This window comes from Ruegeria sp. SCSIO 43209, from assembly GCF_019904295.1.
In the GTDB taxonomy this organism is placed as follows: domain Bacteria; phylum Pseudomonadota; class Alphaproteobacteria; order Rhodobacterales; family Rhodobacteraceae; genus Ruegeria.
In genome coordinates, this window is record NZ_CP065359.1 from 3,299,684 (window position 1) to 3,326,226 (window position 26,543).

General features: G+C 58.6%; 9 protein-coding genes. 8 read left to right on the top strand and 1 reads right to left on the bottom strand.

The features are described from left to right. The first annotated feature begins 103 nt into the window (after positions 1-103). Genes I5192_RS16475 through I5192_RS16485 form a run of 3 tightly spaced genes read left to right on the top strand, consistent with a single transcriptional unit; the run spans position 104 to position 18,426 of the window. A complete protein-coding gene (locus tag I5192_RS16475) occupies positions 104-8,071 on the top strand; it encodes a SpvB/TcaC N-terminal domain-containing protein (RefSeq protein ID WP_223117315.1) in 7,968 nt (2,655 codons plus the stop codon). A 28-nt stretch (positions 8,072-8,099) separates the two neighbouring features. Then, positions 8,100-15,047 (top strand): neuraminidase-like domain-containing protein, encoded by a 6,948-nt coding sequence (locus I5192_RS16480; protein WP_223117316.1) that lies wholly within the window; start codon positions 8,100-8,102, stop codon positions 15,045-15,047. 19 nt (positions 15,048-15,066) lie between these two features. After that, positions 15,067-18,426 (top strand): hypothetical protein, encoded by a 3,360-nt coding sequence (locus I5192_RS16485; protein ID WP_223117317.1) that lies wholly within the window; start codon positions 15,067-15,069, stop codon positions 18,424-18,426. Between the two features lie 23 nt (positions 18,427-18,449). Here the strand turns inward: I5192_RS16485 and I5192_RS16490 are convergent, their stop codons facing one another. Continuing rightward, entirely contained in the window at positions 18,450-19,979 is a 1,530-nt protein-coding gene (locus I5192_RS16490) for a sulfatase-like hydrolase/transferase (RefSeq protein WP_170399478.1), read from the bottom strand. A 375-nt stretch (positions 19,980-20,354) separates the two neighbouring features. Between I5192_RS16490 and I5192_RS16495 the strand changes: the two genes are divergently transcribed. The 5 genes from I5192_RS16495 (at position 20,355) to I5192_RS16515 (ending at position 26,478) form a co-directional block, all read left to right on the top strand. Then, positions 20,355-21,158 carry an inositol monophosphatase family protein gene (locus tag I5192_RS16495; RefSeq protein WP_223117318.1) on the top strand — a complete coding sequence of 268 codons (804 nt, stop codon included), beginning with the start codon at positions 20,355-20,357 and terminating at the stop codon, positions 21,156-21,158. A gap of 4 nt (positions 21,159-21,162) precedes the next feature. Then, positions 21,163-22,863, top strand: a complete 1,701-nt coding sequence (locus I5192_RS16500; RefSeq protein WP_223117319.1) for a Na/Pi cotransporter family protein — start codon at positions 21,163-21,165, stop codon at positions 22,861-22,863. Further along, positions 22,860-23,609 carry an N-formylglutamate amidohydrolase gene (locus I5192_RS16505; RefSeq protein WP_223117320.1) on the top strand — a complete coding sequence of 250 codons (750 nt, stop codon included), beginning with the start codon at positions 22,860-22,862 and terminating at the stop codon, positions 23,607-23,609. The genes I5192_RS16500 and I5192_RS16505 overlap by 4 nt, the downstream gene beginning before the upstream one ends. Further along, positions 23,606-24,967, top strand: coding sequence for a glutamine synthetase family protein (locus tag I5192_RS16510; RefSeq protein ID WP_223117321.1), 1,362 nt, complete (start codon positions 23,606-23,608; stop codon positions 24,965-24,967). Before I5192_RS16505 ends, I5192_RS16510 begins: the two co-directional genes overlap by 4 nt. Before the next feature lie 128 nt (positions 24,968-25,095). Then, positions 25,096-26,478, top strand: a complete 1,383-nt coding sequence (locus tag I5192_RS16515; protein WP_223116729.1) for an aldehyde dehydrogenase family protein — start codon at positions 25,096-25,098, stop codon at positions 26,476-26,478. The last annotated feature ends 65 nt before the right edge of the window (positions 26,479-26,543 follow it).

Here is a 26,543-nt window from a genome sequence, read left to right on the forward strand (position 1 = left end):
CCGATCCCATCTGATTGCATTGACCCAGCGGTTTCCGATTGCTTACCCTACGTAAAGCACCCCTGTGGCGCTGATATTTTTATGACGAATTTATGGTGGCCGAATGTTAGGCTCCACTGCCATTTCCCGACCTCAAAGGTCGGAAGCATCCGCCATTTCAGGTGACAATGGCGCCAACAAAGATGTGCTGTCGCTTAATCTGCCGAAAGGCGGTGGCGCGATTTCTGGTATTGGTGAAAAGATTACCTCGAACCCGGTGACCGGGTCTGCGTCCTTGACGATTCCGGTTCCTGTCAGCCCTGGGCGTGGTGGTTTCACACCAGAGTTGCAACTGAGCTATGAGGCTGGCACCAGCAGCGGCATATTCGGCTTTGGATGGTCACTTTCGCTGCCCGAGATCACACGCAAAACGGAAAAAGGCCTGCCCCAATACGACGATGCCGCCGGATCGGATGTCTTCCTGATTTCGGGGTCTGAAGATCTGGTGCCGCTGCTCGATTCTCAGGGGGCACAATGGGAGGATCGCGGGCGGTTTCCAGGTGTGACCATCCACAGGTTCCGCCCACGGATCGAAAGCACTTTTGCCCGCATTGAGCGTTGGACAGACGAGGCGACGGGTATTGCGCATTGGCGTGTCACGTCGCGCGAAAACGTCACTTCGATCTATGGCGCGTCAGGCCTATCAAGGGTGGCAGACCCGAACGACCCCGCCCGTGTATTTCGCTGGTTGTTGTCCGAGACCTTTGACGACAAAGGCAACGCCATCCGATACGAGCATGTCGCCGAAGACGCAGTTGGAATCGATCAGGCGCAGGCGCACGAAGCCAATCGGTCCCGCACAACCGAGCGGTACCTGAAACGCATCCGCTACGGCAATCGAGTCTCTCGTTTGGTTGATCCGGATGTGAATGCAGGTGGATGGCTGTTCACGGTCGTATTCGATTATGGCGAAGACCACCTGTTGCCAATCGCACCTGATCCCAACGTGGCGACGGATGCACAGCATGAGCTTGTCCATGCATCCGCTGATCCCGGCCGAAATTGGCAAGTGCGCCCGGACCCCACATCAAGCTACCGCGCGGGCTTTGAGGTTCGGCGCTATCGCCGCTGCCATCGAATTCTGACCTTTCATGATATCCCCGACTTGCCGACGGGCGAACCGGGCTATCGCGGTCTCGTGAAGGCAACTGAGTTTTCCTATGACGATTTCACGCCTCCCGGTGCTGACACTGATGACGAGCGTCAGCACCCCGGCAGTACGCGCTATGGCTCATTCCTCATGGCGGTCGCGCAGTCGGGCTTCGCTCTGGACGATACTGTTGCACCGCGCGATGTGAACGGAGCCACGTTCCTTGCCTATCGGCGTCAGGCGATTCCGCCCGTGGAATTCACATATAGCCGGGCCGAGGTGAACGATATTGTGCACCGCCTTGACCGCGGGCAGACCGAAGGTGCTCCGGCCGGACTTACCGATCCGGCAAACTGGGTTGATTTGGACGGTGACGGTGTTGGTGGAATTCTGACCTCGACCCCGGGTGCCTGGCATTACACTCGCAACCTTGGGCCAATGAACGGCACGGCGCGCTTTGCGGCCCCCGTGCTGGTTGCCGAGCGGCCTGTATTTGCTGAGTCAGGCCAATGGATGGACCTTGCTGGGGATGGTCGCCCGGATCTGGTGGTAATGGACCGGACAACCCCGGGGTTCCATGAGCGCGACGCGCAATCAGGTTGGTCCGACTTCCGCGCGTTTGAATATTGGCCACATGTAGATGCGTCCAATGACAGCATGAAGATGGTTGACCTGACAGGCGATGGCCTTGCAGACATTCTTCTGACCGAGGACACCGCTTTTGTCTGGCACCCCTCTGAAGGCGAGGCCGGGTTTGGCCCCGCGCGCAGGCAAGCGCAGCCATGGAACGACACTGACGGACCCCGACTTGTGTTTTCCGATCCTGAGGCTGCAATTTTTCTGGCGGATATGTCCGGCGACGGATTGTCTGATCTGGTTCGTATCCGCTGTGGTGAAGTCGCCTATTGGCCCAATTGCGGATATGGGCGTTTCGGCACCAAAGTGGCGATGGACGACGCGCCACAATTTGATCGCCCCGAAATGTTCGACCGCAGCCGCCTGCGCCTGACGGATATCGACGGCTCGGGCACCACCGACATTGTCTATCTGGGTGCAGAAGGTATCGACCTCTATTTCAACATGTCTGGCAACCGGCTTGCACCGCGCCGACGCCTAGGGAATGTGCCGCCGCTTGATACCGAAACTTCGGTCGATCTGCTCGATCTATTTGGAACGGGCACCGCCTGTCTTGTGTGGTCCTCTACTTTGTCCCGCGACGCAGGTCAGCCTCTGCGTTACGTCGATCTGATGGGCGGACAAAAACCGCACCTCATGACCCGATATGTCAACAATTTCGGTGGCGAGACCGAATTGCGCTATGCCTCGTCGTCGCGGTTTTACCTGCAGGACCTTTATGAAGGCCGCCCTTGGGCCACGCGCCTGCCGTTCCCGGTGCAGGTGGTTGATCGCATCGTCACACATGATCGTGTGGCGCAAACCCGGTTCGTATCTCGCTTTGCCTTTCACCATGGTCATTTCGACGGGGTCGAGCGCGAGTTTCGCGGGTTCGGCATGGTCGAACAATGGGACACCGAGGAATTTGCGACGCTCTCGTCAGATGCGCTGGGGCCACTGGCATCAAACGAAGACCCGGCATCTCATGTTCCGCCCGTACTGACCAGAACATGGTTTCATACCGGCGTGTATCTCGACCAAGGTAGTCTGCCCGATGTCTTGGCTGGTCTTCTTGATGGGCAGGATCGTGGGGAATACTGGCGCGCACCCGCTTGGCGTGACGACGATGTTGAAGCGCGACGGCGGCTTTTGCCCGACACGGTGTTGCCACCCGGATTGACAACCGAAGAAACACGCGAGGCTGCGCGCGCGCTTCGCGGCACGGTGCTTCGGCGTGAAACCTATGCGCTCGATGGCAGGGCGAAGCCCGGCTATCCCAACGGTCACCCCTATCAGGTGGTCGAGCAAACGCGGACTGTGCATCTTCTGCAATCCCGTGGACCCAACCGTCATGCCGTGTTTCTGACCCATGCCCGGGAAAGTCTAACCGCGCATTATGAGCGGATCCCCGATGACCCACGCCTTCAGCATCAGGTCATACTGGAGGTTGACCCGTTTGCGACTGAACTGCGCCGCGTCGATGTCATGTATGGCCGGCAAACACCTGATCCGACGCTGACGCCTGAAGATCAGGCGCGTCAGGCGCAGTTACATGCGGTATTACACACGCGGCGCGTCACGGACCTGATCGCGACAGATCAAACCTACCGCGCCCCGGTGTCATGTGAAGAACAAAGCTTTGAGCTTACCGGCTTAAGCCCAGCGCCGGGTACGCGTTTGTCCTTTGATGAGATCGAGACAGAGGCGAACGCTGCAGCCGATCTTGCTTATGAAGCTACCCCAACCGCGGGTCAGGTGCAGCGTCGTCTGATCGAACACCGCCGTCAGTACTTCAGGGATGATACGCTGACCGGCCCACTGCCGCTTGGCCAGATGGGCAGTTTGGGGCTTCTCCATCAAAGCTTCCAACTGGCCTTCACGCCGGGTCTTGTCACGCAGGTTTATGGAGGCCGCGTTGGTGCGGCCGAGATGGCGCAGGCGGGATACACCGAGATTGACGGCGACGGCCAGTGGTGGCGCCCATCGGACCGTCAGCTTTTGTCGCCCTCAAGCGGTGATACGCCCGCGCAAGAGCTGGCATTTGCACGTCAACATTTTTTTCGACCACATCGCCTGCGGGACCCGTTCCATCAGCCTGCGACACATACGGAAACAACAGCCCGCTATGACGCTTTCGACCTGCTGATCGAGGAAACGCAGGACGCATTGGGCAATCGCATGTCGGCAGGGGTACGCTCGACCGGTCCAGCTGGCGCAATCACCGAACGCCGACAGGATTATCGCGTTTTGCAAGCCTCGGTATTGACCGATGAGAACGGCAATCGCAGCGAGGTGGTCTTTGACGCCTATGGCCGCGTGACCGGCATGGCCCGAATGGGCAAGGTCGATGGGCCCGACGAAGGTGACAGGCTGGATGGCTTTGATCCGACACTGGTGCCTGCAGCACGCACCCAAGTGCTGAACGATCCGCGTGGACCTGAAGCTCTGGCAGCACTTGGACGCGCGACAATGCGTTATGTTTATGATCCCTGGGCCTATTATCACTCTCGTGGGGATCCTGTCCCATCACCCGTCATCGGTCTTTCCCTGCATCGAGAGGTTCACGACAGTGATCTTTTGCCGGGTCAAGCCACCCCGTTCCTGGCCGAAATTACCTTTACAGATGGGATGGGGCAGGAAATTCAACGCAAGATTCAGGCCGAAGACGGTCCGGTCCCAACGCGTGATGGCTCGGGGAGCATCCTGCTGGGACCTGATGGTCGGCCGGTTATGTCCGCATCGCAGTCACAACGCTGGGTCGGTACCGGCTGGCAAGTGCGCAACAACAAAGGCAATATTGTTCGACAGTTCGAACCGTTCTTCACAGATCGCCCGACCTATGAGTCCGACATCCGCATCGGTGTAAGCCCAATTTTCTTCTACGACGCATTGGGCAGAGAGATCGGGATTTTGAATCCCGATCATACATGGAGCAAACACCGGTTTTCTGTTTGGGACCAGACGACATGGGACCCGGGCGATACTGTACTGATTTCGGATCCCGCCCAAGACCACGATCTTGGCGACCATTTCCGCAGGTTGCCGCAGGCTGCCTATTTACCCACTTGGCACGCGCTGCGCACTGATCCGGCGCAAGCGCAGGCGTTGGCGACCCGTTTCCCCGATCCCGAAGACCGGGAGCGCGCCACTGAGGCTGCATCGAAATCGGCGCTTTATGATGACACACCGATGCGGGCTTTGGCAGATACCCGTGGTGCGCTGATCGCGCGCCTCACCACGAACCGCACGCTCTACAGCAACACGGCCCCGGGCACCCTACCGACCGAGACATTCCACCGCGTTGCGACCGAAATCGATATCGAAGGCAATACGCGCCGAACCTGGGATGAGCTTGGGCGCGAGGTTCAGCGTACCGCTTTCGACATGCTCAGCACCGCCATTCGGACCGACAGTATGGAGGGCGGTACCCGTTGGCGGCTATCGGATGTAAATGGCGAAACGGCGTTTACGTGGGATGCGCGCGACCACCGGCTGCGCCACGAATTCGATGTATTGCGCCGACCCATCGCCACTCATCTAAGCATCAATGCGGTTCCTGAGCTGCGGATCGATGAAACGGTCTACGGAGAATCGCTGCCGACACCCGAAGCCCTGAACCGCCGCAAACGCATCGCGATCAGCCGCGACCAATCCGGCACGATGGAAATTCTGGCCCATGATTTCAAAGGCAACCCAATCCGCAGCCAGCGGCAACTGGCGCAGGAGTTTCGCACCACGCTCGATTGGGCCGCACCCGTGGCGACTGAGCCCGAGATTTTCGCAGGGCAAACCCGCTATGACGCGCTGGACCGTCCGGTTCAACTGGTGCCGCTGCAACCGCAAGGGCCGGGCGCGCGCATCCAGGTTGTGCAGTACCGCTATAACCCGTCCTCGCGGCTTGATCGGGTGGACACCTGGCACGCACGACCCGCGGCACCTGACACTTTATTGGATCCCGCCACTGCGGATCATGCCGTGGTCACAGGCATTGCATACAACCCTTGGGGCGACCGCGAACGCATCACCTATGGCAACGCGGTTGAAACAGAAATCCTACATGATCCGTTGACCCGTCTCACCGAACGCATCATCACCCGGCGCGATGCAATCGGATTTGGCTCGGACTGTCCGACACCGCCAGTTGCAGGCTGGCCAGGATGCCACTTGCAGGCGCAGCACATGATCTACGATGTGTCTGGCCACGTGACCCACATCCGCGACAGCGCGCAACAGCAGATCTTTTTCCGCAATCGCCGTGTTGATGCTTCTAACGACTATACGTTTGATGCCCTGCATCGTTTGATCGAGGCGACGGGCCGCGAACATCTGGGCCAGCAAGGCGGCGCACCCGGTGCCCACAGCTATAACGATGCCGCGCGAACCCGGCTGCCACACCGCAGTGATGGTTTCGCCCTTGGCCGTTATCTTGAGCGTTTTCACTATGACATTGCGGGCAACTTGATTGAGATGCGCCACCGGGGCTCTGATCCCGTGGCGCCCGGTTGGACGCGGACCTACACCTATGGCGAGGACAGCGATCTGGCCGCGGGGGTATCCTCGAACCGCTTAAGTCAAACATCGGTCGGTGCCTTGAATGATATCATCAGTCAGGGCGGCGATGGCTATGACGCGATGGGTAACATGTTGCGGCTTTCCCACCTCGATCAGATTGAATGGGATCACGACAACCAGCTGCGTATGTGTCGCCGTCAGGCAGTTGGACCGGGTGATACGGACGGCCTTGCCCATCAGGGGGACCGCACATTCTTTGTTTACGCATCTGACGGGACCCGCATCCGAAAAGTGACAGAAACCGCTGCAGGAGCCATCCGTCGCGAGACGATCTCGCTGGGCGGGTTCGACATTATCCGCGAACCGGGTGCAAACCCGCGGACCCGAGAGACCCTGCATGTGGGGGACGAAGCTGGCCGTATTGCATTGGTTGAGACGACGATCGCCGGTGGTGCGGTCAGCCGCGTCATTCGTTATCAGCACAGTAACCATGTGGGCAGTGTGGGGATCGAACTGGACGAGAACGGCAATGTTCTGTCTTACGAGGAATACAGCCCCTTTGGCAGTACCACCTATCAAGGCGTTGCCACCGCTGGCCTAGGTCCGAAACGTTTTCGATATACCGCGATGGAGCGGGATGCCGAAACCGGGCTTAACCATCATGGTGCCCGCTATGCCGCCCCTTGGCTCGGCCGATGGATCAGCGCCGATCCCATCGGAATTGAAGGCGGGCTGAACCTTTATGCCTATGCCTATAACAACCCGGTAACGCTCAACGATCCCGAGGGCACTGCGCCGCCCACTGTGCCCAACGGAGGCCTTGAAGTTGCATCGTTGCAGAAGGGTCTTGAGACGCTTGATGCGCTGGCGACTCAGGTCAGGAACACCGAAGGCAGCGTGCAGGAGTTCGCCCTTATCAAAGAGAACAACACGTTCAAGATATTGAAGGGCACGGCCACCAAGCCCGAGGTCTCGATTCCAAAGGGAACGACGGCTATCGCACACACGCACCCGCCCACTGCCATGGTTTCCTTTGCAGACGTCAACACCACCCATGCCCAGGGTGTGAAGGTCGCCGGAGTCCGGTCTCACCTGGTGGCGCATGGCAACGGCAATTGGACGCTGATCGAGATCCCGAAACAGGGAAACGGAATGTTGACCTCATTCGACACCAATACCGGCATGATAAAGGGCACCGTGCAAGTCTACCGCCCGGGCGCTGCGCCTGACACTGCGTCGATGGTGCAAAAAGTCGACACCATGAACATGGTGAACAAGCAAGGCAAAATCACCTCAATTTCCAAGCTCGCCAAAGCAATGCGGGGTAGCAAGGCAGTGTCGCAGACCCTGTCCGGCGGCCGCGCCATCCTAGGGGTCATGGGCCGTGGGCTCATGGTGATCGGTATGGCGGCCAGCGGCATTCAGGTTGGCACAGGGATCACGCAAATCGCCGAAGGCGAGACCGGCGTGGGCACCGCAAATGTGGTCGAGGGCACAGCCTCGGGCACTCTCAACGTGGTCTCGGTGTCGGGCAAGCTCGTCACGGGTGGTGGTGCTGGATCGGTCCTTGCCGCCGGGCTCGCAGCTTTCGGCTCAATTGCACTGGCCGGAACCGAAGCTCGCTCCGCAATCAAAGGCGAAAAAACCGCCGCACGCGAAGCGGCCGATTTTTGGGTGGACGAAATCGATGCAGGCCATCGTCAGGGCGGCGTTGGCGGCTTCTTCCGACGGTCCGCTGGATACCTTGGCCTGGGCGCGGCAGGCACGATGTCGATCCTGCAAGGCCAGGGCATCAAAGGCCATTTGAAATGGTGAACGCAGTTGTCAGAAAGGGTACCTCCTCATGACCAAAGTTACGCATCCGCTAAAGCCCAGAATGCGCCGCGCTACGGTGGGCGATCTGCAATCCGCTTTGCTGGCACTGCTGCGTGAAGGCTTGCTGCTGGCCAATGATATCAGCGCGCGCCGAGCGCTGGCCGATATCGTGTCGCGCGAAAAGGATGGCCGCACACCGACCTACGGAAAAGGCACCACTGAAGCCGTTCGCCTGGTTCAGAAAGAGGCCGATCTGTCCCCGACCGGCAGTGTCGATAAAAGGACGGCGGCTGTGATTAACGATCTGGTCGCTCGACTGGACACACCGACGGATTTTGGCACCTACCGTGTCAGCGGTCGCGTCATAAGTGCGCAAAGTGCGGCTGTTGATGGCCTTGCTGTTGTTGTTGTCGACAAAGGTGTCGGCGGCGACTTTGAACTGGGGAAGGCTACAACCGGTAAACGCGGTGCCTTCGAGATTGTGTTTACCGGAGATCAGATCACCAAGCGCGGCAAGGATGCACCAGACCTTCAGGTGCAGGTGCGTTTGAATGACGATGTGGTTGCCGCTTCGGCGGTGGAATATGACGCCGGACCGGATTCCGAGCTTTCCGTGGTTCTGCCTGCTGAAAGTGCTGCAAAACTGTCGTCAGAACACGCCACACTGACCAAGGCGCTCTCTGGTCAGTTCAACGGTGCTTTGTCGAAACTTGAAGAAAGCGACACCCGTCAGGACATCACATATCTGGCCAATAAAACAGGTTGGGACGCGCGCGCCGTGGCACTGGCGTCGCTATCCCAGCAGTTGTCTGACAAGACCGCTGGACGGCGTGGTCAACGCATCGACTCTGGCCTGTTCTATGCGCTTTTACGTGCAGGTGTTCCCGCCGATGACACCGCGGTTTTCCGCACGCCCCCTGCTAAAGTGGCGCAAATCTGGAAATCCGCGCTGGATGAAGGATTGATCGACGCCAAACTGGCGGATCAGATAGATGCCTCCCTTGCCCGATTTACCGAAGTCTCCGCGCGCGTGCGGCTGGATACGCCACCTCCCGGGGCTTTGGCCGGAATGCAGCCTTTGCTTGCACTTTCGCTGACGCGGGATGACGAGCGTGAAACTTTTGCCGCGCTCCATGCGGCGCATGGTGATGATCTCGATACATTCTGGACCGAGGTAGAGGGTAAGTTGGGTCAGGACAAAGCGGCCCGTTTGCAGACCGATGGCAAGCTTGCCTATCTAACGCTCAACAACTCCAAGCTGGTCGAACGCTTGCATCGTGACACCGATGGCGATGCGGACGGTACGTTGGGAGGCCTAGTGAAGGCGGGTTTTCATAAAGCCGATGCCTGGGCCGCGATCATGGATAATACCGACCCCGTGCCAGAGGCAGTTCAGGGCCGGGATGCCGCCGAAAGACGCGCCAACTATGCAGAAGTCATGGCCGCTCAGGTGCGGCTGTCTTTCCCGACTGCGGTTGTTGCGGAAATGGTCCGGGCGCAGGAGACGCCATTGGTCGATACAGGGCTGTCGAATAACGTGCATGGTTTCCTCGCAAAACATGCCGATACCTTCCAGATAGGTCAGCAGCCCGTTGCGCGCTTTATTGCAAAAAATGCGCTGGACGAACCGCCAGAAGTGGTGCGCGAAATCTCACGCATTCAGCGGGTCTATCAGATCTCGCCCGACGACAGCAGTATGAATGCCATGCTGGCTGCAGGGTTGGATTCGGCCTATGCGGTCGTGGCGCTGCCACAAGATGAGTTCCTGCGCGCCCACAAGGCCGTTTTGAACGAGGCCGTCGCGATGCAGATCTACCGCAAGGCCGAACAGGTTCATGGGGCGGTTCTGAATCTGGCCACCGCTTATATGACTCACCGGATGATGCCAGCGATCGGCCCCAGCGTGGGCGCTGCTGACGGGTTTTTGAACCCTGCCCCGGGCGGGTCGGACAATTTTGGCGATGTGCTCGCATACTCCACACTAGAAGAGCTTTTCGGTTCGATGGATTATTGCGGATGCGAGCATTGCCGGTCAGTCCTCAGCCCCGCAGCCTATCTTGTCGATCTTCTGCTGTTTCTCGATCGCCCCGCGACCGAGATTCCGAACGGCTTCACCAATCCACTTGATGTGTTGCTTGATCGGCGGCCTGATATTCAACACCTGCCTCTGACTTGCGAAAACACTCTGACGCCTGTGCCATACATAGACTTGGTGAACGAGGTGCTGGAGCATTTCGTTGTCAACGGCATGTCTTTGGGTGGATATCAGGGTCATTCGACCGATGGTCAAACACCGCCTGAAGAGTTGCTGGTCAGCCCTCAATTTGTACGCGATGCCGCCTATGCCACGCTGGCCACCGCCCAGTTCCCCACCCCATTGCCGTTTGACCGTTCGTTGGAGGCACTGAAGGCCCTGTTCAATCGTTTCGACGCGCCTTTACATCGGGTTATGGCCGACTTGCGTTCGTCAGACGCGCTGGACGATGCACCGTACGGATGGCGCGACATCTGGCTGCAGCGCTTGAACATCTCGCGCGGTCTCAACGCCGTCCTGACCGAAAGCGTGTCGGTTGCCGGGTCAGCGCGACCCGATCTGACAGTGCGTTCGCTTTATGGTTTTGATGCGGGTACCAGCGCAGCCGAAGTGCGTGATGGCTTGGAAAGCGTGCGCGACCTGTGCCGCCGCACCGAGATCACGCCGGTTGATCTCGTGAACATCCTAAAGACCGAGTTCGTGAACCCCGGAGCCGCGCTGATCCCGAAGCTTGAGCATCTTGGCCTGGGCTTCGACGATATCCGGGCCTTCCGGGACGGCGCGATCAACTTCGCAGAACTACAAAGCCGGATGGCGGCAGGGGTCGAGCCTGAACGCTTTGGCGGTGATATCGAGGCATGGTTGCTTGATGACACTACTTTCGACCGGATCATGGGTCTGATCGTGCTTACAAATCCGCAAGACCCGTCGGATATGTGCGACCTAAGCGCGCTTGAACTGCGTCACCCAGACCCTGATCCGCTGTCCAACCGCCTTGAATGGAATGACTTTATCCGGATTAACCGGTTCGTCCGCCTGTGGCGTGTTCTGGAGCTTAGCATTGCCGACACGGATGCTATCATCTCGGCGCTTTATCCGACGAACCAGATGCCGGGCGGCGCCGACGCGCAGGTAGACCTGGCTCGCATGGATGCCGGCTTTGCCGAGCTCCTGCCACAGTTGGGCATCGCCATGTCGGCCCTTGATGCGCTGGAGCTAAGGCCCGAGGACGCGCTGCGCCCGATCCTGGCCCTCTTTGGACCAATCAGCACCAATGGAACCGCCGCGCTATTCCGTGAAATGTTCCAGCGGCCTGCTCGCGAAAACCCCGCCTTTGCCGAGGACGGTTTTGGCGGTGTGCTTACAGACCCTGCGACCCTGTTGCTGCCCGAGGTTGAAACCTTGCGCGCGGCCTTTTCATTGACGGGTCCGGAATTTAACCGGATCGTCGCTGTTTTGGGGTTCGATGACACGACACCCCTGACCATCGAGACGGTCAGCGCAATCTACCGTCGCGGCTGGTTGGCGCGCGCGCTTGAGCAAAGCGTGCCGGGATTGGAGCGTTTGCTTCAAGCCACCGGTCTTGACCCCTATGGCCCGCAAGACGCCACTGCACCCGCTCTGCTGACGGTTATCGATCTGGTGCATCGCCTGTCCGAGCTAGGCCTGTCGCTGGAAACAGCGCTGGCGCTGCTGTTGAACCATGACCCAAGTGGCCAGACGACACCGCCCGCAGAAAACATCACGACCCTGGCACGCGATCTGCGTGCAGGGTTTGCGGCGATCACCAATGACTTTGTTCTGGTGGACGATCCCGATGGCGGTATTGCCCGGTCCCACATGGCTCTGGTCTATGGGGCCGAAGCGACCGAGCAGTTCTTCGGATATCTGGAGGCCACATCCTCGGCCGAGGTTACCTATGACCATTCTGCCCCTGCGCTAGAGCCGGTGATCCTGGCCGAGGCGCCCGATCAAATCGCTTATGACGATTTCCGCAAAGTTCTGGTTTTCAACGGGCTCATGTCGACCACTGTCAGAGATGCCCTGCAGGCCGTTGCCGGGACACCTGCTGCCTTCGCGCCAGCAATTGACGCTTTATTCAACGCAAGCGAGGCACAATCACAGCCATTTTTCACCCGCTTCCCCGAGCTGCTTCCGCTTCACGACGCATACCGCAGCTCAATTGCGTCAAAGGCCGATGCCTATCGTGCCCTGCTTGAAGGAATCCTGCCGCAGCTGATCTCAAGACGGAAACGCCAGGTGGCGCTGCAGCTTCTGGGTACCGCGATCGAAGTTGAGGCTGATCTGGCAGCCGTCCTGTTCGAAAAGGCCGAGGTTCTGCATGCGGCGACTGATCCGGCCAGCTCCGCGCTTGAGGATGCCCTGATGCTCGAATCCGGGGGTCTGAGTGCTGAAATCAGCGATGGTCCGGCCCACACTGCACCGCCTGCGCGGGTCGAAACCATATCTGGCGCGATTGATTTTGCCTCCACTGGAACAGTGCTGCCAGACAATCAAACCACACCAGGTTCTTCGATTTCGATCCGGTTACGGGGATATCTGGAAGCGCCTGAAAACGGATTCTTCAACATTGCTGTCGAAGCTGATGCGGGCGCGACCGTGACACTCAGCATCGCAGGCGAACCTGTTCCTCTGACCGAGGCGGGCGGCATATGGTCAAACACCAACGCGATCGAGCTTCGCGCAGGCACTTTGGTCGAAATCGCGCTGGGCGTGGCCAATGTGACCGACCGTCTGGCGTTGCGTTGGAGTGCACCGGGCCGAGGAACTGAGGTCATCGGCGCTTCGCATCTCTACCCGGCTGATCCGGTATCGCATCTGGGCGCGGCCTACCTGCGCACGCGCCGCATTGCCAGGTTGTCCGAAACGCTGAAACTTGACGTCGCTGAGGTCTTGCACCTGACGACACATGGCGATTTGCAGATTGCGGGTGCGGCCTGGCCAAACAGCCTGCCCGTCACCGGCACACCTGATGATCCGACCTCCGCCGCGCTGATGGGGGTGCTAACGGCACACCTGCGCATGGCGCGATTAAAGGCGGCTTATGACCCTGAAAATGCCCGGCTGGTCTCGATAGCCGAGAATCCAGCATTCGCCATAGCCGACGCCGAGGCTGAGTTGTTCCAAGTCACGCGCTGGGATCCCGTGGATATCGCCGCCCTGTTGGTACATTTCGGACTCACCCCAGCCGATATTGGCGATCTGGCCGTTCTGGAGCGGCTTCATGACATCGCCGAATGGCTGACGGCACTTGGGATTCCGGCGACAGCGCTTATCGCTGCCGCAACACCCGCCCCAACCGGACCCATTGTGCGGAATTTCCGCGCCGCCCTTCGTGCGCGTTACAGCCCGGATGACTGGCTCAAAATCCTGCAACCGATCAATGACCGCCTGCGCAAGCGCCAGCGTGATGCATTGGTGGCGCATATCCTGCACGATCTGCGCGGGCGTCCGGATGCGGCGCATATCAACACGCCCGAAAAGTTGTTCGAATACTTCCTGATGGACGTGCAGATGGAGCCGTGCATGCTCACTTCGCGGGTTCGTCACGCATTGTCCTCGGTACAGATCTTTACCGAGCGCTGCCTGATGAACCTTGAACCCCGTGTGGCTGCATCCAGCCTTCGGTCCAAGCATTGGGAGTGGATGAAGCGTTACCGCGTGTGGGAGGCAAACCGGAAAATCTTCCTGTACCCTGAAAACTGGATGGAGCCGGAATTGCGCGACGACCAGTCACCCTTCTTCCGCGAGGCGATGAGTGAATTGCTGCAGGGTGACATCACCGAGGAACGCGCAGCCACCTCGCTGATCGGGTATCTGCAGAAACTGGAAGAGGTCGCCAAACTGGAAGTATGCGGTCTCTACCAGATCGAAGGCGATCCCGGTGCTGCAGACGACGTGTTGCATGTTATCGGGCGCACCGCCGGGGCCAAGCGCAGTTATTACCACCGAACCCGTGCCTACGGCTCGTGGAGCGCGTGGGAGAAAATCCCGCTGGATATCGAGGATAATCCGGTTATGCCGCTGGTCTGGAACAATCGTCTGTTCCTGTTCTGGATCAAGATGATGCCTGAAAACACGGCGCGGGGAACACCCAATGCCGGATCAGGACCGCTGGCCGAGGTTGAGGCGTCATCGTTGATGGATGTTGATGAACCCACCTTTGACGTCAAGGTCATGCTGAACTGGACCGAACGGGTGGATGGCGTGTGGCAACCGCCGCGCAGTTCGGATCCTGATGAGCCCCTGTTGCTGCGCGAAAACGTGCCAGCCCGAGAGATGCGCAATTTCCGTAAAGGCATCCGCCTGTCTTCATTCCCATGGACCAACGGGATGCGGATATCGATCTCGTACAAGGATTGGCTGGGCGTTTCGTTCTTTATGTACAACACGTTTAGCACACCCGATACGCGCTCACCCAAGAAGGCGCCGCATTTCTTGCCGAAACGTATTACGTCGACCGGGTCAAACCGCCTTACAGCGATCTATTCCAATGACGGGATCACGCATCGGTTGCTGTCCAATAAGGCGCCCGATCAGGCCACACAGCCGCATCACCCGACCAATGGAGAAGCCTGGGAGTCGCCGTTCTTCTATGCCGACCCGCGACATGTGTTCTACGTGTCCACGAAGCAGCGGATCGTCGAAGTTGTGACCTGGCTTGATTTTGGCCGCGTGGCCGAAGTTGACCCGACAATCGATACCATGGTGCTGGCATTCGAGCCGCTTGCCGAGCAGCCCGACCGGATTGAACGGGTGACTGCAATCCCCGGCTTTGGCAGCGCCGACCTGAGCACTCTTCGTGCATTCGTGACCGAAGACGCCTTTGTCCATACAGCGCTGGGCACCGGTGGCACGGTCCGCTTTGGCGACCGCGACATCGGCCCGATGGGCAGCACCGTCCGCATGCGTCGCACTTGATCCGGAAAGGACTTTGATCATGGATACCAGCAAGATCAGCACTTACGGCTATCATCACCTGCTTGATCAGGACATTTTCGGCCCCCAGAAGATCAAGCTTATAAGCTATGAAAAACACTGGGACTACACGTTTGAAAACTTCTTCCACCCCTTCGTGTCGGAGTTGATCGAGCGTCTGAACATACAGGGTGTGCCCGGGATGTTGTCCCCGGAGTTTCACAAAAGCTTGCGCAAGTCATTCTTCAATTCCCTCTATTCCCCACAGGAAACCGACAAGATCGACATCCATTCGTTCCCGAAGGAAATCGACACGCGGATGGGTGGGCCTTATGCCAACTACAATTGGGAACTGATGTTCCATGTGCCGCTGACCATTGCGGTGCACTTGTCCAAGACCCAACGTTTCGCCGAAGCGCAACGCTGGTTCCATCTGATTTTCGATCCGACCGAGAATGACCCCGATGTACCGGTGCCCACACGCTATTGGCGTTTCCTTGCCTTTCGCGAGGGCGAAGCCCAATCCATCGATACGTTGTTGACCCTGCTCAGCAAACCAAACGACGAATGCACCGACGCGGAGCTGGCCGAGAAAGAAGCGATCCTAAATGGGTATGAAGCGGTGCGAAACACCCCGTTTCAGCCCTTTGCAGTCGCGCGCACACGGACGATTTCATTCATGATGCACGTGGTGATGAAGTACCTCGACAATCTGATTGCCTGGGGTGACAACCTGTTCCAGCAATTCACGCGCGAAGCCATCATGGAAGCGCTGCAGATCTATGTGCTCGCCTCGAACTTGCTGGGCGACAAGCCGCAGCGTTCACCTGCGGGTGGAACAACCACGCCACGCACCTTTGCGCAGCTTCGGGCGCAAGGGCTTGATCCGATGGGCAATGCACTGGTCGAGCTTGAAGGCGCGTTCCCCTTCAATTTCACAACGCCAACAGGTGCGGGCACCAGCGACAGCGCTGCGCCGTTATTCGGTATGGCCCGCACGTTGTATTTCTGCATCCCGCATAATGAAAAGCTGCTGGGTTATTGGGATACGGTTGCCGACCGGCTGTTCAAAATCCGCAACTGTATGGATATCGAAGGGCAGGTTCGTCCGCTTGCCCTGTTCGACCCGCCGATCGATCCCGGAATGCTGGTCAAGGCGGCGGCGGCTGGGCTGGATATCGGCTCTGTCGTTTCGGGTTTGAATCAACCGGTCAGCCCCGTCCGCTCGCGCGTGTTGATCGAGAAGGCGGCGGAATTGGCCGGAGAGGTCCGCAATATCGGGTCGGCCTTGCTGACCGCCTTGGAAAAACGCGACGCCGAGGCACTGGCCCTGTTGCGGCAAGGTCACGAAGTCAGCTTGCAGAAACTGCAGGTCGATCTTCGTTACCTTCAATGGAAAAACACCGAGGCAGCGACGCAAGCGCTGATAGGCAGTCGTGGCGCGGCGCTTGAGCGATTGAACTATTACAAGCGCCTGCTGGGTCAGGAAGCTGATCCAAATGCGCCCGAGACCCTTGAGTTGACCCGTCAGACCCTGACAAAGGCCAATTTCGACGAAGCCTACGAAGCACTTGTTGCGCAATATGACGTGCCGGTTCAGCGGCTGGAGTTTCCCGATCTTGAGCGTCCGGGCGATGGCGATGGCGCGCAGACGTCAGGCCAAACCGGGGACGGAGACCTTCACCTGTCGAAAAAAGAGAATGAAGAACTTAACATCCTGCTTCCAATAGCCCGGGACACAACGCTGGCCAAATCGGTATTCCACTCGATCTCGGCAACGCTTACCCCGATCCCCGACCCGAAACTTGATCTGCACTATTGGGGTCTCGGCGGCACCATCGATTTTAAGGTGGGAACCGTGCTGTCCTCGGTCATGCGGATCGCGGGGGATGTTTCCGGGATGATCGCGGACTGGAACCGTGATCAGGCCGGGATGGCGGCCCGCACTGCCGCCTATGAACGTCGCGCCGATGAATGGATATTGCAGCACAATCTGGCGGCCCATGATGTGATGCAGATCGGGCGTCAGATTCTGACATCGTTGATCGCGGAACAGGCGCAGCATCGCGAATACCTGAACTTGAAGAAGGCAATCCGTCTAACAGAGCAGACCCGCGATTTCTTGCGGGACAAATACACCAACGAAGAGCTCTATGGCTGGCTGCAAGGCGAGTTGTCAAAGCTGTATTACGAGTACTACCGCTTTGCCTTCGATACTGCGCGGCGTGCCGAGCAGACCATGAAAGCCGAACTGATGCGGCCCGAGCTGGATCAGAAAACTCTGGTGCAGTTCAACTATTGGGATGGCGGTCGCAAGGGGCTTCTTTCCGGCGAAGCGCTGCTGCTGGACGTCAAGCGGATGGAGCTTGCGTATCATGAACACAACCGCAACGAATACGAGCTGACCAAACATGTCAGCCTGCTGCAAATCGATCCACTGGCCCTGGTCAACCTACGACGCACGGGTCGGTGTACCTTCAAAATCCCCGAGGCGCAGTTCGATCTGGATGGGCCGGGCCATTACTTCCGCCGGATCAAGAGTGTTGCGCTCAGCCTGCCCTGTGTTTCCGGGCCCTATATCGGGACCCATGCGAAACTTGTGCATCTCAAGAGCAGCATCCGGCAGCGACCGGACATCGGGGATGGCTACGTTCGCACGGGCCCCGAAGACGACCGTTTCGCCGATATTCACAGCGCCGAAAGCAATGTGTTCAGTGCGGCGCAAATGGAAACCGGTCAGTTCGAGGGCATGCCTGATGATCGCTATTTACCATTCGAAAATGTGGGCGCAGTCAGCGAGTGGCGGCTAGAGCTGCCGGCGGACCCAACGCAAGGCGATCCGCAGCAGTTCGACTATGACACGATCTCGGACGTCGTCTTGCACCTGCGCTACACTGCGCGGGATGGCGGTGGACCCGTGCGTAATGCGGCGGTTGATCATCTGAAAGCCGATATCGCGGCAGACGGGACTGTGGGCAATGTGCGGCTATTCTCACTGCGGCACGAGTTCCCGACAGAATGGGCACGCTTCCGCCGCGAAACACCCGCTGCGGGTGGGCGTCACGAGCTGCGGCTGACACTCCGACCCGAGCACTATCCCTATTGGTCGGCTGGTCGCCTCACGACGCTCAAACGGTGCGATCTTTTTGCTGAAAGCAGTCTGGATGCTGCTCCGGCAACAATCACGGTGTCTGATCGTTCTGATACCAGCGACGGAGGTGTGGTTCAGGACACATTGACCCGCCGTCCGGAACTGGGCGATCTGGCGGTTGGTCAGTTGGCGACGGTTCCGTTACCCGCAGGCCCAACGGGTGAGATCGTGCTGTTTTTCGACACCGCAGAGTTCGAGGATATGCTGATGACTGTAACCTGGGGTGGTTGACGATCCTCAGCCATATAGGAACGTCACGGATGGCGCGGACCATCCGGGGTGATCATCCAGTTTGATAGGGTCTTGTCCATTTTCCGCATCCGGTGGCGCAACATGTCGCGTGTCATGCGTGCCAATGTGGCGGCGTGTTCAGGATGTTCTGCCACGTTCTCCATCTCACCCTGCCCTTCACCGTCAAACAGCATGGGCGGAAGATCAGCCGCAAACTCAACCAATGTAAACCGGTTGTCGCGCAGGATGCTCAGGCAGCTGTCCTCTAACCCCGTTTCCAGTTCGCGTTGCCAGCGGGTTGGGTTCAGCGGATCAGCGAAGTCCAACTCCGAGAATGAATAGCGGCGCCAGTCAGCCGGGGTTGAGGATTCACTCTGAAGGAAGGGCAACAGCGAATGCCCATTCATGGAATCCGGTATTGTCCGCCCGATCCATTCGAGAATCGTCGGAACGATATCAATCGATTCCGTGGGTGCCTCGACCCGTTTACCACGGGCTCCATCGGGCATGCGCACGATCAAGGGTGTATGATAGGCCGCATCATAAACCGACATCTTACCCCAACTGTGCCGATCCCCCAGCATCTCGCCATGATCTGCGGTGACCACCAGCATTGTGTTGTCGTACTGCCCTGTCTCTTTCAAAAACGAAACCACGCGGCCGATATGATGATCTACCTCCGTGGCAAGACCCAGATAGATCGAACGCAGCGTCTGCACTACCTCGTCCGTCGGTTCAAGGTCCGGGAAACCTTCAACAAACCCGGCAACCGTGCTGTTGGCCCGTGCCGGAGCGAAAAACGGATGCAACGCCTCTTCGGCCTCGGCGGTTAGCAGTCGCGATGGCAATGGTAGCGAGGCAGGGTCATACATTCGGTTATATGGTGCCGGGGCTACCAGCGGTGGATGCGGGCGAATGTAGGTCAGATGTGCAAACCATCCCCTGTCATCATCCGCATACGCCGGCATGGTTTCCAGAAACCGATCGGTTAGAAAGGCGGTATCGCTATCCTCGGCTGCGTAGAAGGCCGGGTCATTCAGTGCAGGCTGGCCGCCATCGGGTGCGACCGGTTTGAACACGTCAATATAGTTTTCGAACTCATATCCACGGTTTTTCAGATGAGAACGCCATGGGAATGACATCTCCAACCGCATTTCCAGCATTTCCTGAAAACCGGCCATGTGGAATTCATATGACCTGAGCGCCGGGTCTTTTGCATCAAACACGCGCGGGTCCTGTGATGTGTCGGTATATCCAAAAAGCATCGGCAGATACCCTGCCTTGCGCATCTCGCTGGCGATGGTCGGTGCATCGTGGCGCAGGGGCGTGCCGTTTCGTACCGACCGGTGGTTCATCGCGTATTGCCCGGTCAGCAATGAGGCGCGCGATGGCCCGCAGGGGTTGGTAACGGAAAAGTGCCGCGTGAAAGAAACACTGTCCTCCATCAATGCGCGCATGTGAGGCAGGTCAACATGGGCCTCCAATGCCCCAAACAAACAATCCGCCCGCATCTGGTCGGTAATGATAAACAGGACGTTGTGTTTGTCTGTCATATCCCGGTGCTCCTAATCGCTGAACCGAATCTTTGGCCCTGCGCGTGTATTCCTGCCAAAACTACGCGGCGGTATTGCCTGCTTTGCCTCGGAATGGCGATACCCACCGCTCAAAAATCCACAAACGAAACCGCCAATCAACCAAAAACGGAATAATTTGGTTGAATAAGTTGTTTTTTGTGGGTTAATGTTGCTGTGCTGTGTGGGGTTTTGTGACGTTGATGCTTAAAAGATGTTGCGTAATGCAGCATCGCAGAGTGACGATACAACCGGAACACCCATGTGCAATGGCGATCCGTTAGTCATCCAGTTTACCTGTACCATGACGGCGTCTCTGAATACTGCTTAAGGCATTGCAATGAGGGACAAAAACAGATGCTAACCCCACCTAATACCGTTGCAACGCCCGAAGGTACGGCAGATATCGCGATTCACGCCGCCGAAATCGCCAATATCGCCGCGCAGGCTGCGCGCGGGTACTTTCGGGGACGTTTGGGGGTTGAGTTCAAGGCGGACGAAAGCCCGGTCACACAGGCGGACAAGGGTGTCGAGGCCGTGGTGCGACAATATTTGGCTGAGAACTTTCCAGATGACGGTATCTTTGGCGAAGAACAGGGGTTCGAAGGTCAGGATCGGCAGAATATCTGGATTGTAGATCCCATTGACGGCACCCGATCATTCCTGTCGGGGCATCCGTTGTTTGGGTTCCTGTTGGGATATCTCACGAATGGTGTTCCCCGATTGGGGGTCATCGGCATGCCTGCCCTGAACGAATTTCTGATCGGCATGAAAGGTCAAGGGGCCACACTGAATGGCAAGCCTGTCTCGGTCAGCGTTACACACCAATTGAGCGACGCAGTTTTTTTCGTCAACGAAGGCGACAAGATTTACCGGGATCATCCGGCCCTGTTTGATCGGTTGATGAATTCGGGACAGACCCGACGCTTTGCCTATGACTGCTACCCGCATGCACTGCTTGCGATGGGCCATGTTGATGCGGTCATCGATTATGATCTGCAGCCTTATGACTATCTGCCGGTTTCCGCCGTAGTTGAAGCTGCGGGCGGGATCATGAGCGATTGGGAGGGTAAGCCGCTAGGTCTGAACTCCGACGGCCGAGTCATATCGGCGGCCACGCCGCAACTGCATTCCGAGCTGCTTGATCTGGTGAACGGATAACGGAATGGCGATTGTCAGTTTCCTCATAAGTCTGGCTGGTGCAACGATGCTGCTGCTCTACGCTGTGCGCATGGTGCGCACGGGCATCGAGCGTAGCTATGGTGCATCGTTTCAGCGGGTGATGACGGGGCAGCGCAGCTATGTGCAGGCCTCGATGGTAGGGCTTACAATGGCCGTCGTCTTGCAAAGCTCGGCCGCGGTTGCATTGCTGACCTCCGGATTTGCGGCGGGCGGGATGTTGGCCTTTCCGACCGGGCTTGCGATGGTTCTGGGTGGCGATCTCGGCTCGGCGCTGATCATTCAGGTTCTGTCCTTCAAACTGGATTGGTTGGTGCCGCTACTGCTTGCGGTCGGCGGCTATCTGTTCGTCAAGACAGAGGCCAAGAAACCGCGCCAGTTGGGCCGTATTTTGATGGGTGTCGCATTCATCCTGATCTCACTGCGTTTTCTCCGCGAGGCGATGGACCCAATCCGTGACAGCGCCTTTCTACCCGCCATCGCCGAGTATCTTGCGCGTGATTACATCACAGCGTTCCTAGTCGGTGGAGCGCTGGCCTTTGTCATGCATTCTTCGGTCGCTGCGATCTTGATGTGTGTGACCCTGGTGCAAATCGGGGCGATCCCGTTTGCCGCCGGGCTCTCACTGGTGTTGGGTGCTAATTTCGGGTCCGCCTTCATCCCGGTTTGGCTGACACGCGGCATGGCCCTGTCTGCAAGGCGCATTCCCTTCGCTAATCTGGCGTTGCGGGGCAGTTGGTCAATTGTCTCGCTGTTTGCTGCCAACCTGGCGCTGCGAATCGGAGTATTGGGCGATCTGCAAGGCGGGCAGATGCTGGTGAATGCACATCTGATTTTCAACGCCTCGCTTTTGGTTCTGGCACTGCCGTTCTGCGGCATGCTGCGCGCGCCATTCGAAAAACTGCTGCCCGATCCGAATAGTCCTGAAAGCAGCGCGCAGCCCGGGCAACCGATCAGCGCACTTGATCTCGACTCCCTCAGCAGACCCAATCAGGCCCTGTCTAACCTCAAACGCGAGCTTCTGCGGATGAGCGACATGGTTGGCTCTATGTTCCGGCCTGCGCTGGAGCTTTATCGCAGCGGCGACAAGGAGCAGATCCGGGCCATTCGGGACATGGATACTGATGTGAACGATTGCCTTTCTGGTATCCGGCAATATGTGGCGGCTATCCCCGCTGATGCGTTCGGCAAGGAAAATGCCAAGATTGCGCGGGACCTAATGGAATATGCCATTCGCCTGGAAACCGCGGGCGACGTGGTGGCCAAACGCCTGACGGCATTGGCGGATGACATGCGCAAAAAGGGGGCCGCGTTCTCGAAAGAAGGTTGGTCAGAGCTGGTCGAAATGCACGAGGGGATTGTGGCCAACCTGAAACTGGCCTCGAACGTGCTGATCTCGGACGATCTGGAAAGCGCGCGTCTGCTGAGCCTGGAAAAAACCGAAATCAAGCGGGCCGAGCGTGACAGTCGCAAACGCCACCTTAAACGCTTGCAACATGGCAGCGCAGAAAGCTTTGAAACCAGCGACATCCACCTCGAAACGCTGCGCGCCTTTCGCGAATTCAACAGTCACATCGCGGCCGTCGCCTATCCGATCCTGTATCGCAACGGGCAGTTGCTTGAAACCCGTCTGATCGAAGAAATGCCGCAGATGGAACAGGATGCGGATACCGAGGTCAAAGGGTGACCGGATCGGTCGAAATCCTGAACGAGACGGGCATTGGGCGCGTCGTTCTGCTGTGTGAACATGCAAGCAACCGCATTCCGGCAGAGTTTGATGATTTGGGGTTGTCCGCATCCGCGCGCGTCAGCCATGCTGCTTGGGATCCGGGCGCAATGGCGCTGACACGGGCGCTGTCGACAGCGCTTGATGCTCCGGTCGTGGCCTCGACCGTCTCGCGATTGGTCTATGATTGCAACCGTCCGCCCGAGGCGGCAAGCGCAATGCCCGAGAAATCAGAACTGATCGAAGTGCCGGGCAATGTGGGCCTCGATCAATCGCAACGCGATGCACGTACCCAGGCAGTGTATGCCCCGTTCTGCCAGGCTGTAGCACAGGTTCTGGATGCGCGCGGTCCGGATACAGTCGTTGTGACTATTCACTCCTTCACGCCAGTCTATTTTGGGCAGCCGCGCGCGGTTGAACTTGGACTTCTCCATGACCAGGACAGCCGTCTGGTCGATGCCATGCTGGATCACATGGATCAGATCCCGCATCGCCGCACGGAACGCAATCAACCCTATGGCCCCGCTGACGGTGTAACGCATTCGCTCCGTCTCCATGCGCTGAGCCGGGGGCTGGCCAATGTGATGATCGAAGTACGCAATGATCTTTTGGGCAATGAAATACAGGTTGCCAACATGTCCCGGGACATACTGGCGCTGCTTGAACCGGCGCTGAACGATATCACGATCAGGGAGGGCGCATCGTGAGCGCGAAACTGACATTTGAGCATTTGAAGGCTGAGGTTTCGTCTGGCGAGATTGATACGGTATTGGTTTGTCTGGTTGACATGCAGGGCCGTTTGATGGGGAAGCGGTTTCATGCGGGTCATTTTGTTGCGGGAGCGTGGGAAGAGACGCATTGCTGCAATTATCTGCTGGCGACGGATCTCGAGATGGGGACGCCGGATGGGTATGCGTCGACCAGTTGGGAGCGGGGCTATGGCGATTATGTGATGAAGCCGGATCTGAGCACGCTGCGCCCAGTGCCGTGGCTGGAAGGCACGGCGATGGTGATGTGCGATGTGCTGGATCATCACACGCATGAAGAAGTGCCACACGCGCCGCGCTCGATCCTGAAACGCCAGGTGAACCGGCTGAAGGCGATGGGTTATGACGCCATGTGCGCCACCGAGCTGGAGTTTTTCCTGTTCGAGAAAAGCTTTGATCAGATCCGCAAGGAAGGCTTTCGCGACCTTGAGCCGATCTCGGGGTACAACGAAGACTATCACATCCTTCAGACCACCAAGGAAGAGCATGTGATGCGCCCGATCCGCAACCATCTGTGGGATGCGGGGATACCGGTCGAGAACACGAAAGGTGAGGCCGAGACCGGGCAGGAAGAGCTGAACATCAAATATGCGCCTGCGATGGAGACGGCCGAGTATCACTCGATCGCCAAGAACGCGGTGAAAGAGATTGCCTGGCAGCATGGGCATGCCGCGACCTTCCTGCCGAAATGGCATCATGAGAAAGTGGGCAGTTCCAGCCACGTGCATCAGTCGCTCTGGTCCGAGGGGCGGCCGATCTTTTTCGACGAAAAAGATCCGCTCGGCATGTCGGATGTGATGAAAAGCTACATGGCGGGTCTTTTGAAATACGCCGCCGATTACACCTGTTTCATGGCGCCCTACATCAACAGCTACAAGCGGTTCATGAAGGGGACCTTTGCGCCGACGCGGATCATCTGGTCGGTGGACAACCGCACCGCCGGGTTCCGCCTGTGCGGTGACGGCACCAAGGCGGTGCGGGTGGAATGCCGTATCCCGGGCTCGGATATGAACCCCTATCTGGCGATGGCTGGGATGCTGGCGGCGGGGATCGCTGGGATCGAAGAAGGGCTGGAGTTGCAGCCGCCGACCACGGGCGACGTCTATCAGGGAGAGACGGGGATGATCCCGGGCGATCTGCGCGCGGCGCGGGATGCGCTGCATGGCTCGGCGATGTTGCGGGCTGCGATGGGAGATGACGTTGTCGATCACTATGCGCGCGCGGCCGAGGTTGAGATCGAAGAGTTTGAGCGCGTGGTGACCGATTGGGAAATTGCCCGCGGGTTCGAGCGGGCTTGAGAGGGTGAAAGCGAGGGGCCAGCCCCGCCGCCATTGGCGCTCGAACCAATGGCGCACCAATGGCGGCCCCCGAGATATTTATGGCCAGATGAAGCAGGGATCCTGCTCTCTTTAGAGATGGAGTGACTATGGGGCAGATGTTGCAATGTGTCTCGCCGATTGATGGGTCGGTTTTTGCCGAGCGCGAGGTGTTGTCGCGGGAGGCGGCGTTTGAGGTTGCGGGCCGGGCGCGGGCCGCACAGGCGGCTTGGGCGGCGCGGCCCTTGCGGGAACGCATTGATCTCGTGATGGCGGGTGTGGCTGCTGTTGGCGCGATGAATGAGGAAATCGTGCCCGAGTTGGCGCATATGATGGGTCGCCCGGTGCGCTATGGCGGTGAATTCGGCGGCTTCAACGAGCGCGCAAGCCATATGGCCGGGATTGCCGAAAGCGCATTGGCTGATATCGCGGTGGGCGAAGATGAGACGTTCAAGCGCTATATCAGGCGCATCCCGCATGGGGTGGTGTTTGTGGTGGCGCCCTGGAATTATCCTTACATGACGGCGATCAACACGGTGGCCCCGGCGCTAATCGCGGGTAATACGGTGATCCTGAAACACGCCACGCAGACCCTGCTGGTGGGCGAGCGTATGGCGCAGGCCTTCCATGCAGCGGGTGTGCCGGAAGACGTGTTCCAGAATGTCTTTCTGAGCCATGACGTGACCAACGATCTGATCGCGGGCAATGCGTTCGACTTCGTGAACTTCACCGGCTCGGTCGGCGGCGGCCAGGCGATGGAGCGCGCGGCGGCGGGCACCTTTACCGGCGTCGGGACTGAGCTGGGCGGCAAGGATCCGGGTTATGTGATGGACGATGCCGATCTGGAGGCGGCGGTTGAGACGCTGATCGACGGGGCAATGTTCAACGCGGGCCAGTGCTGCTGCGGGATCGAGCGGATTTATGTGCATGAAAGCCTGTATGACGACTTCGTCGCCAGGGCGGTGGAGATCGTGAAGGGCTATAAGCTGGGCAATCCGCTGGACGCTGAGACCACCATTGGCCCGATGGCCAATGTGCGCTTTGCCGATGAGGTGCGGGCGCAGATTGCCGAGGCGGTCGAGGCTGGTGCGGTGGCCCATATCGACATCTTCCCCGAGGATGATGGCGGCGCATATCTGACGCCGCAGATCCTGACCAATGTCACCCATGACATGCGGGTGATGCGGGATGAAAGCTTTGGTCCGGTAGTGGGCATTATGAAAGTGTCCACGGATGACGAGGCCATCCGGCTGATGAATGACAGCGCGTTTGGCCTGACGGCGAGCCTCTGGACCCGCGATCTGGACCGTGCTGCGCGGGTGGGCGACCAGATTGAGACGGGCACCGTCTTCATGAACCGCGCCGATTATCTGGATCCCGGCCTGTGCTGGACCGGCTGCAAGAATACCGGGCGCGGCGGCGGTCTGTCGGTCATTGGCTATCACAACCTGACACGTCCCAAATCCTATCACCTGAAAAAGGTCACGGGCTAAGGACGCCGGCCTGCCTCGGAATGACCCCCTCGCCGGGGCAGGCCTTTTGACACGAAGGAAAGCAA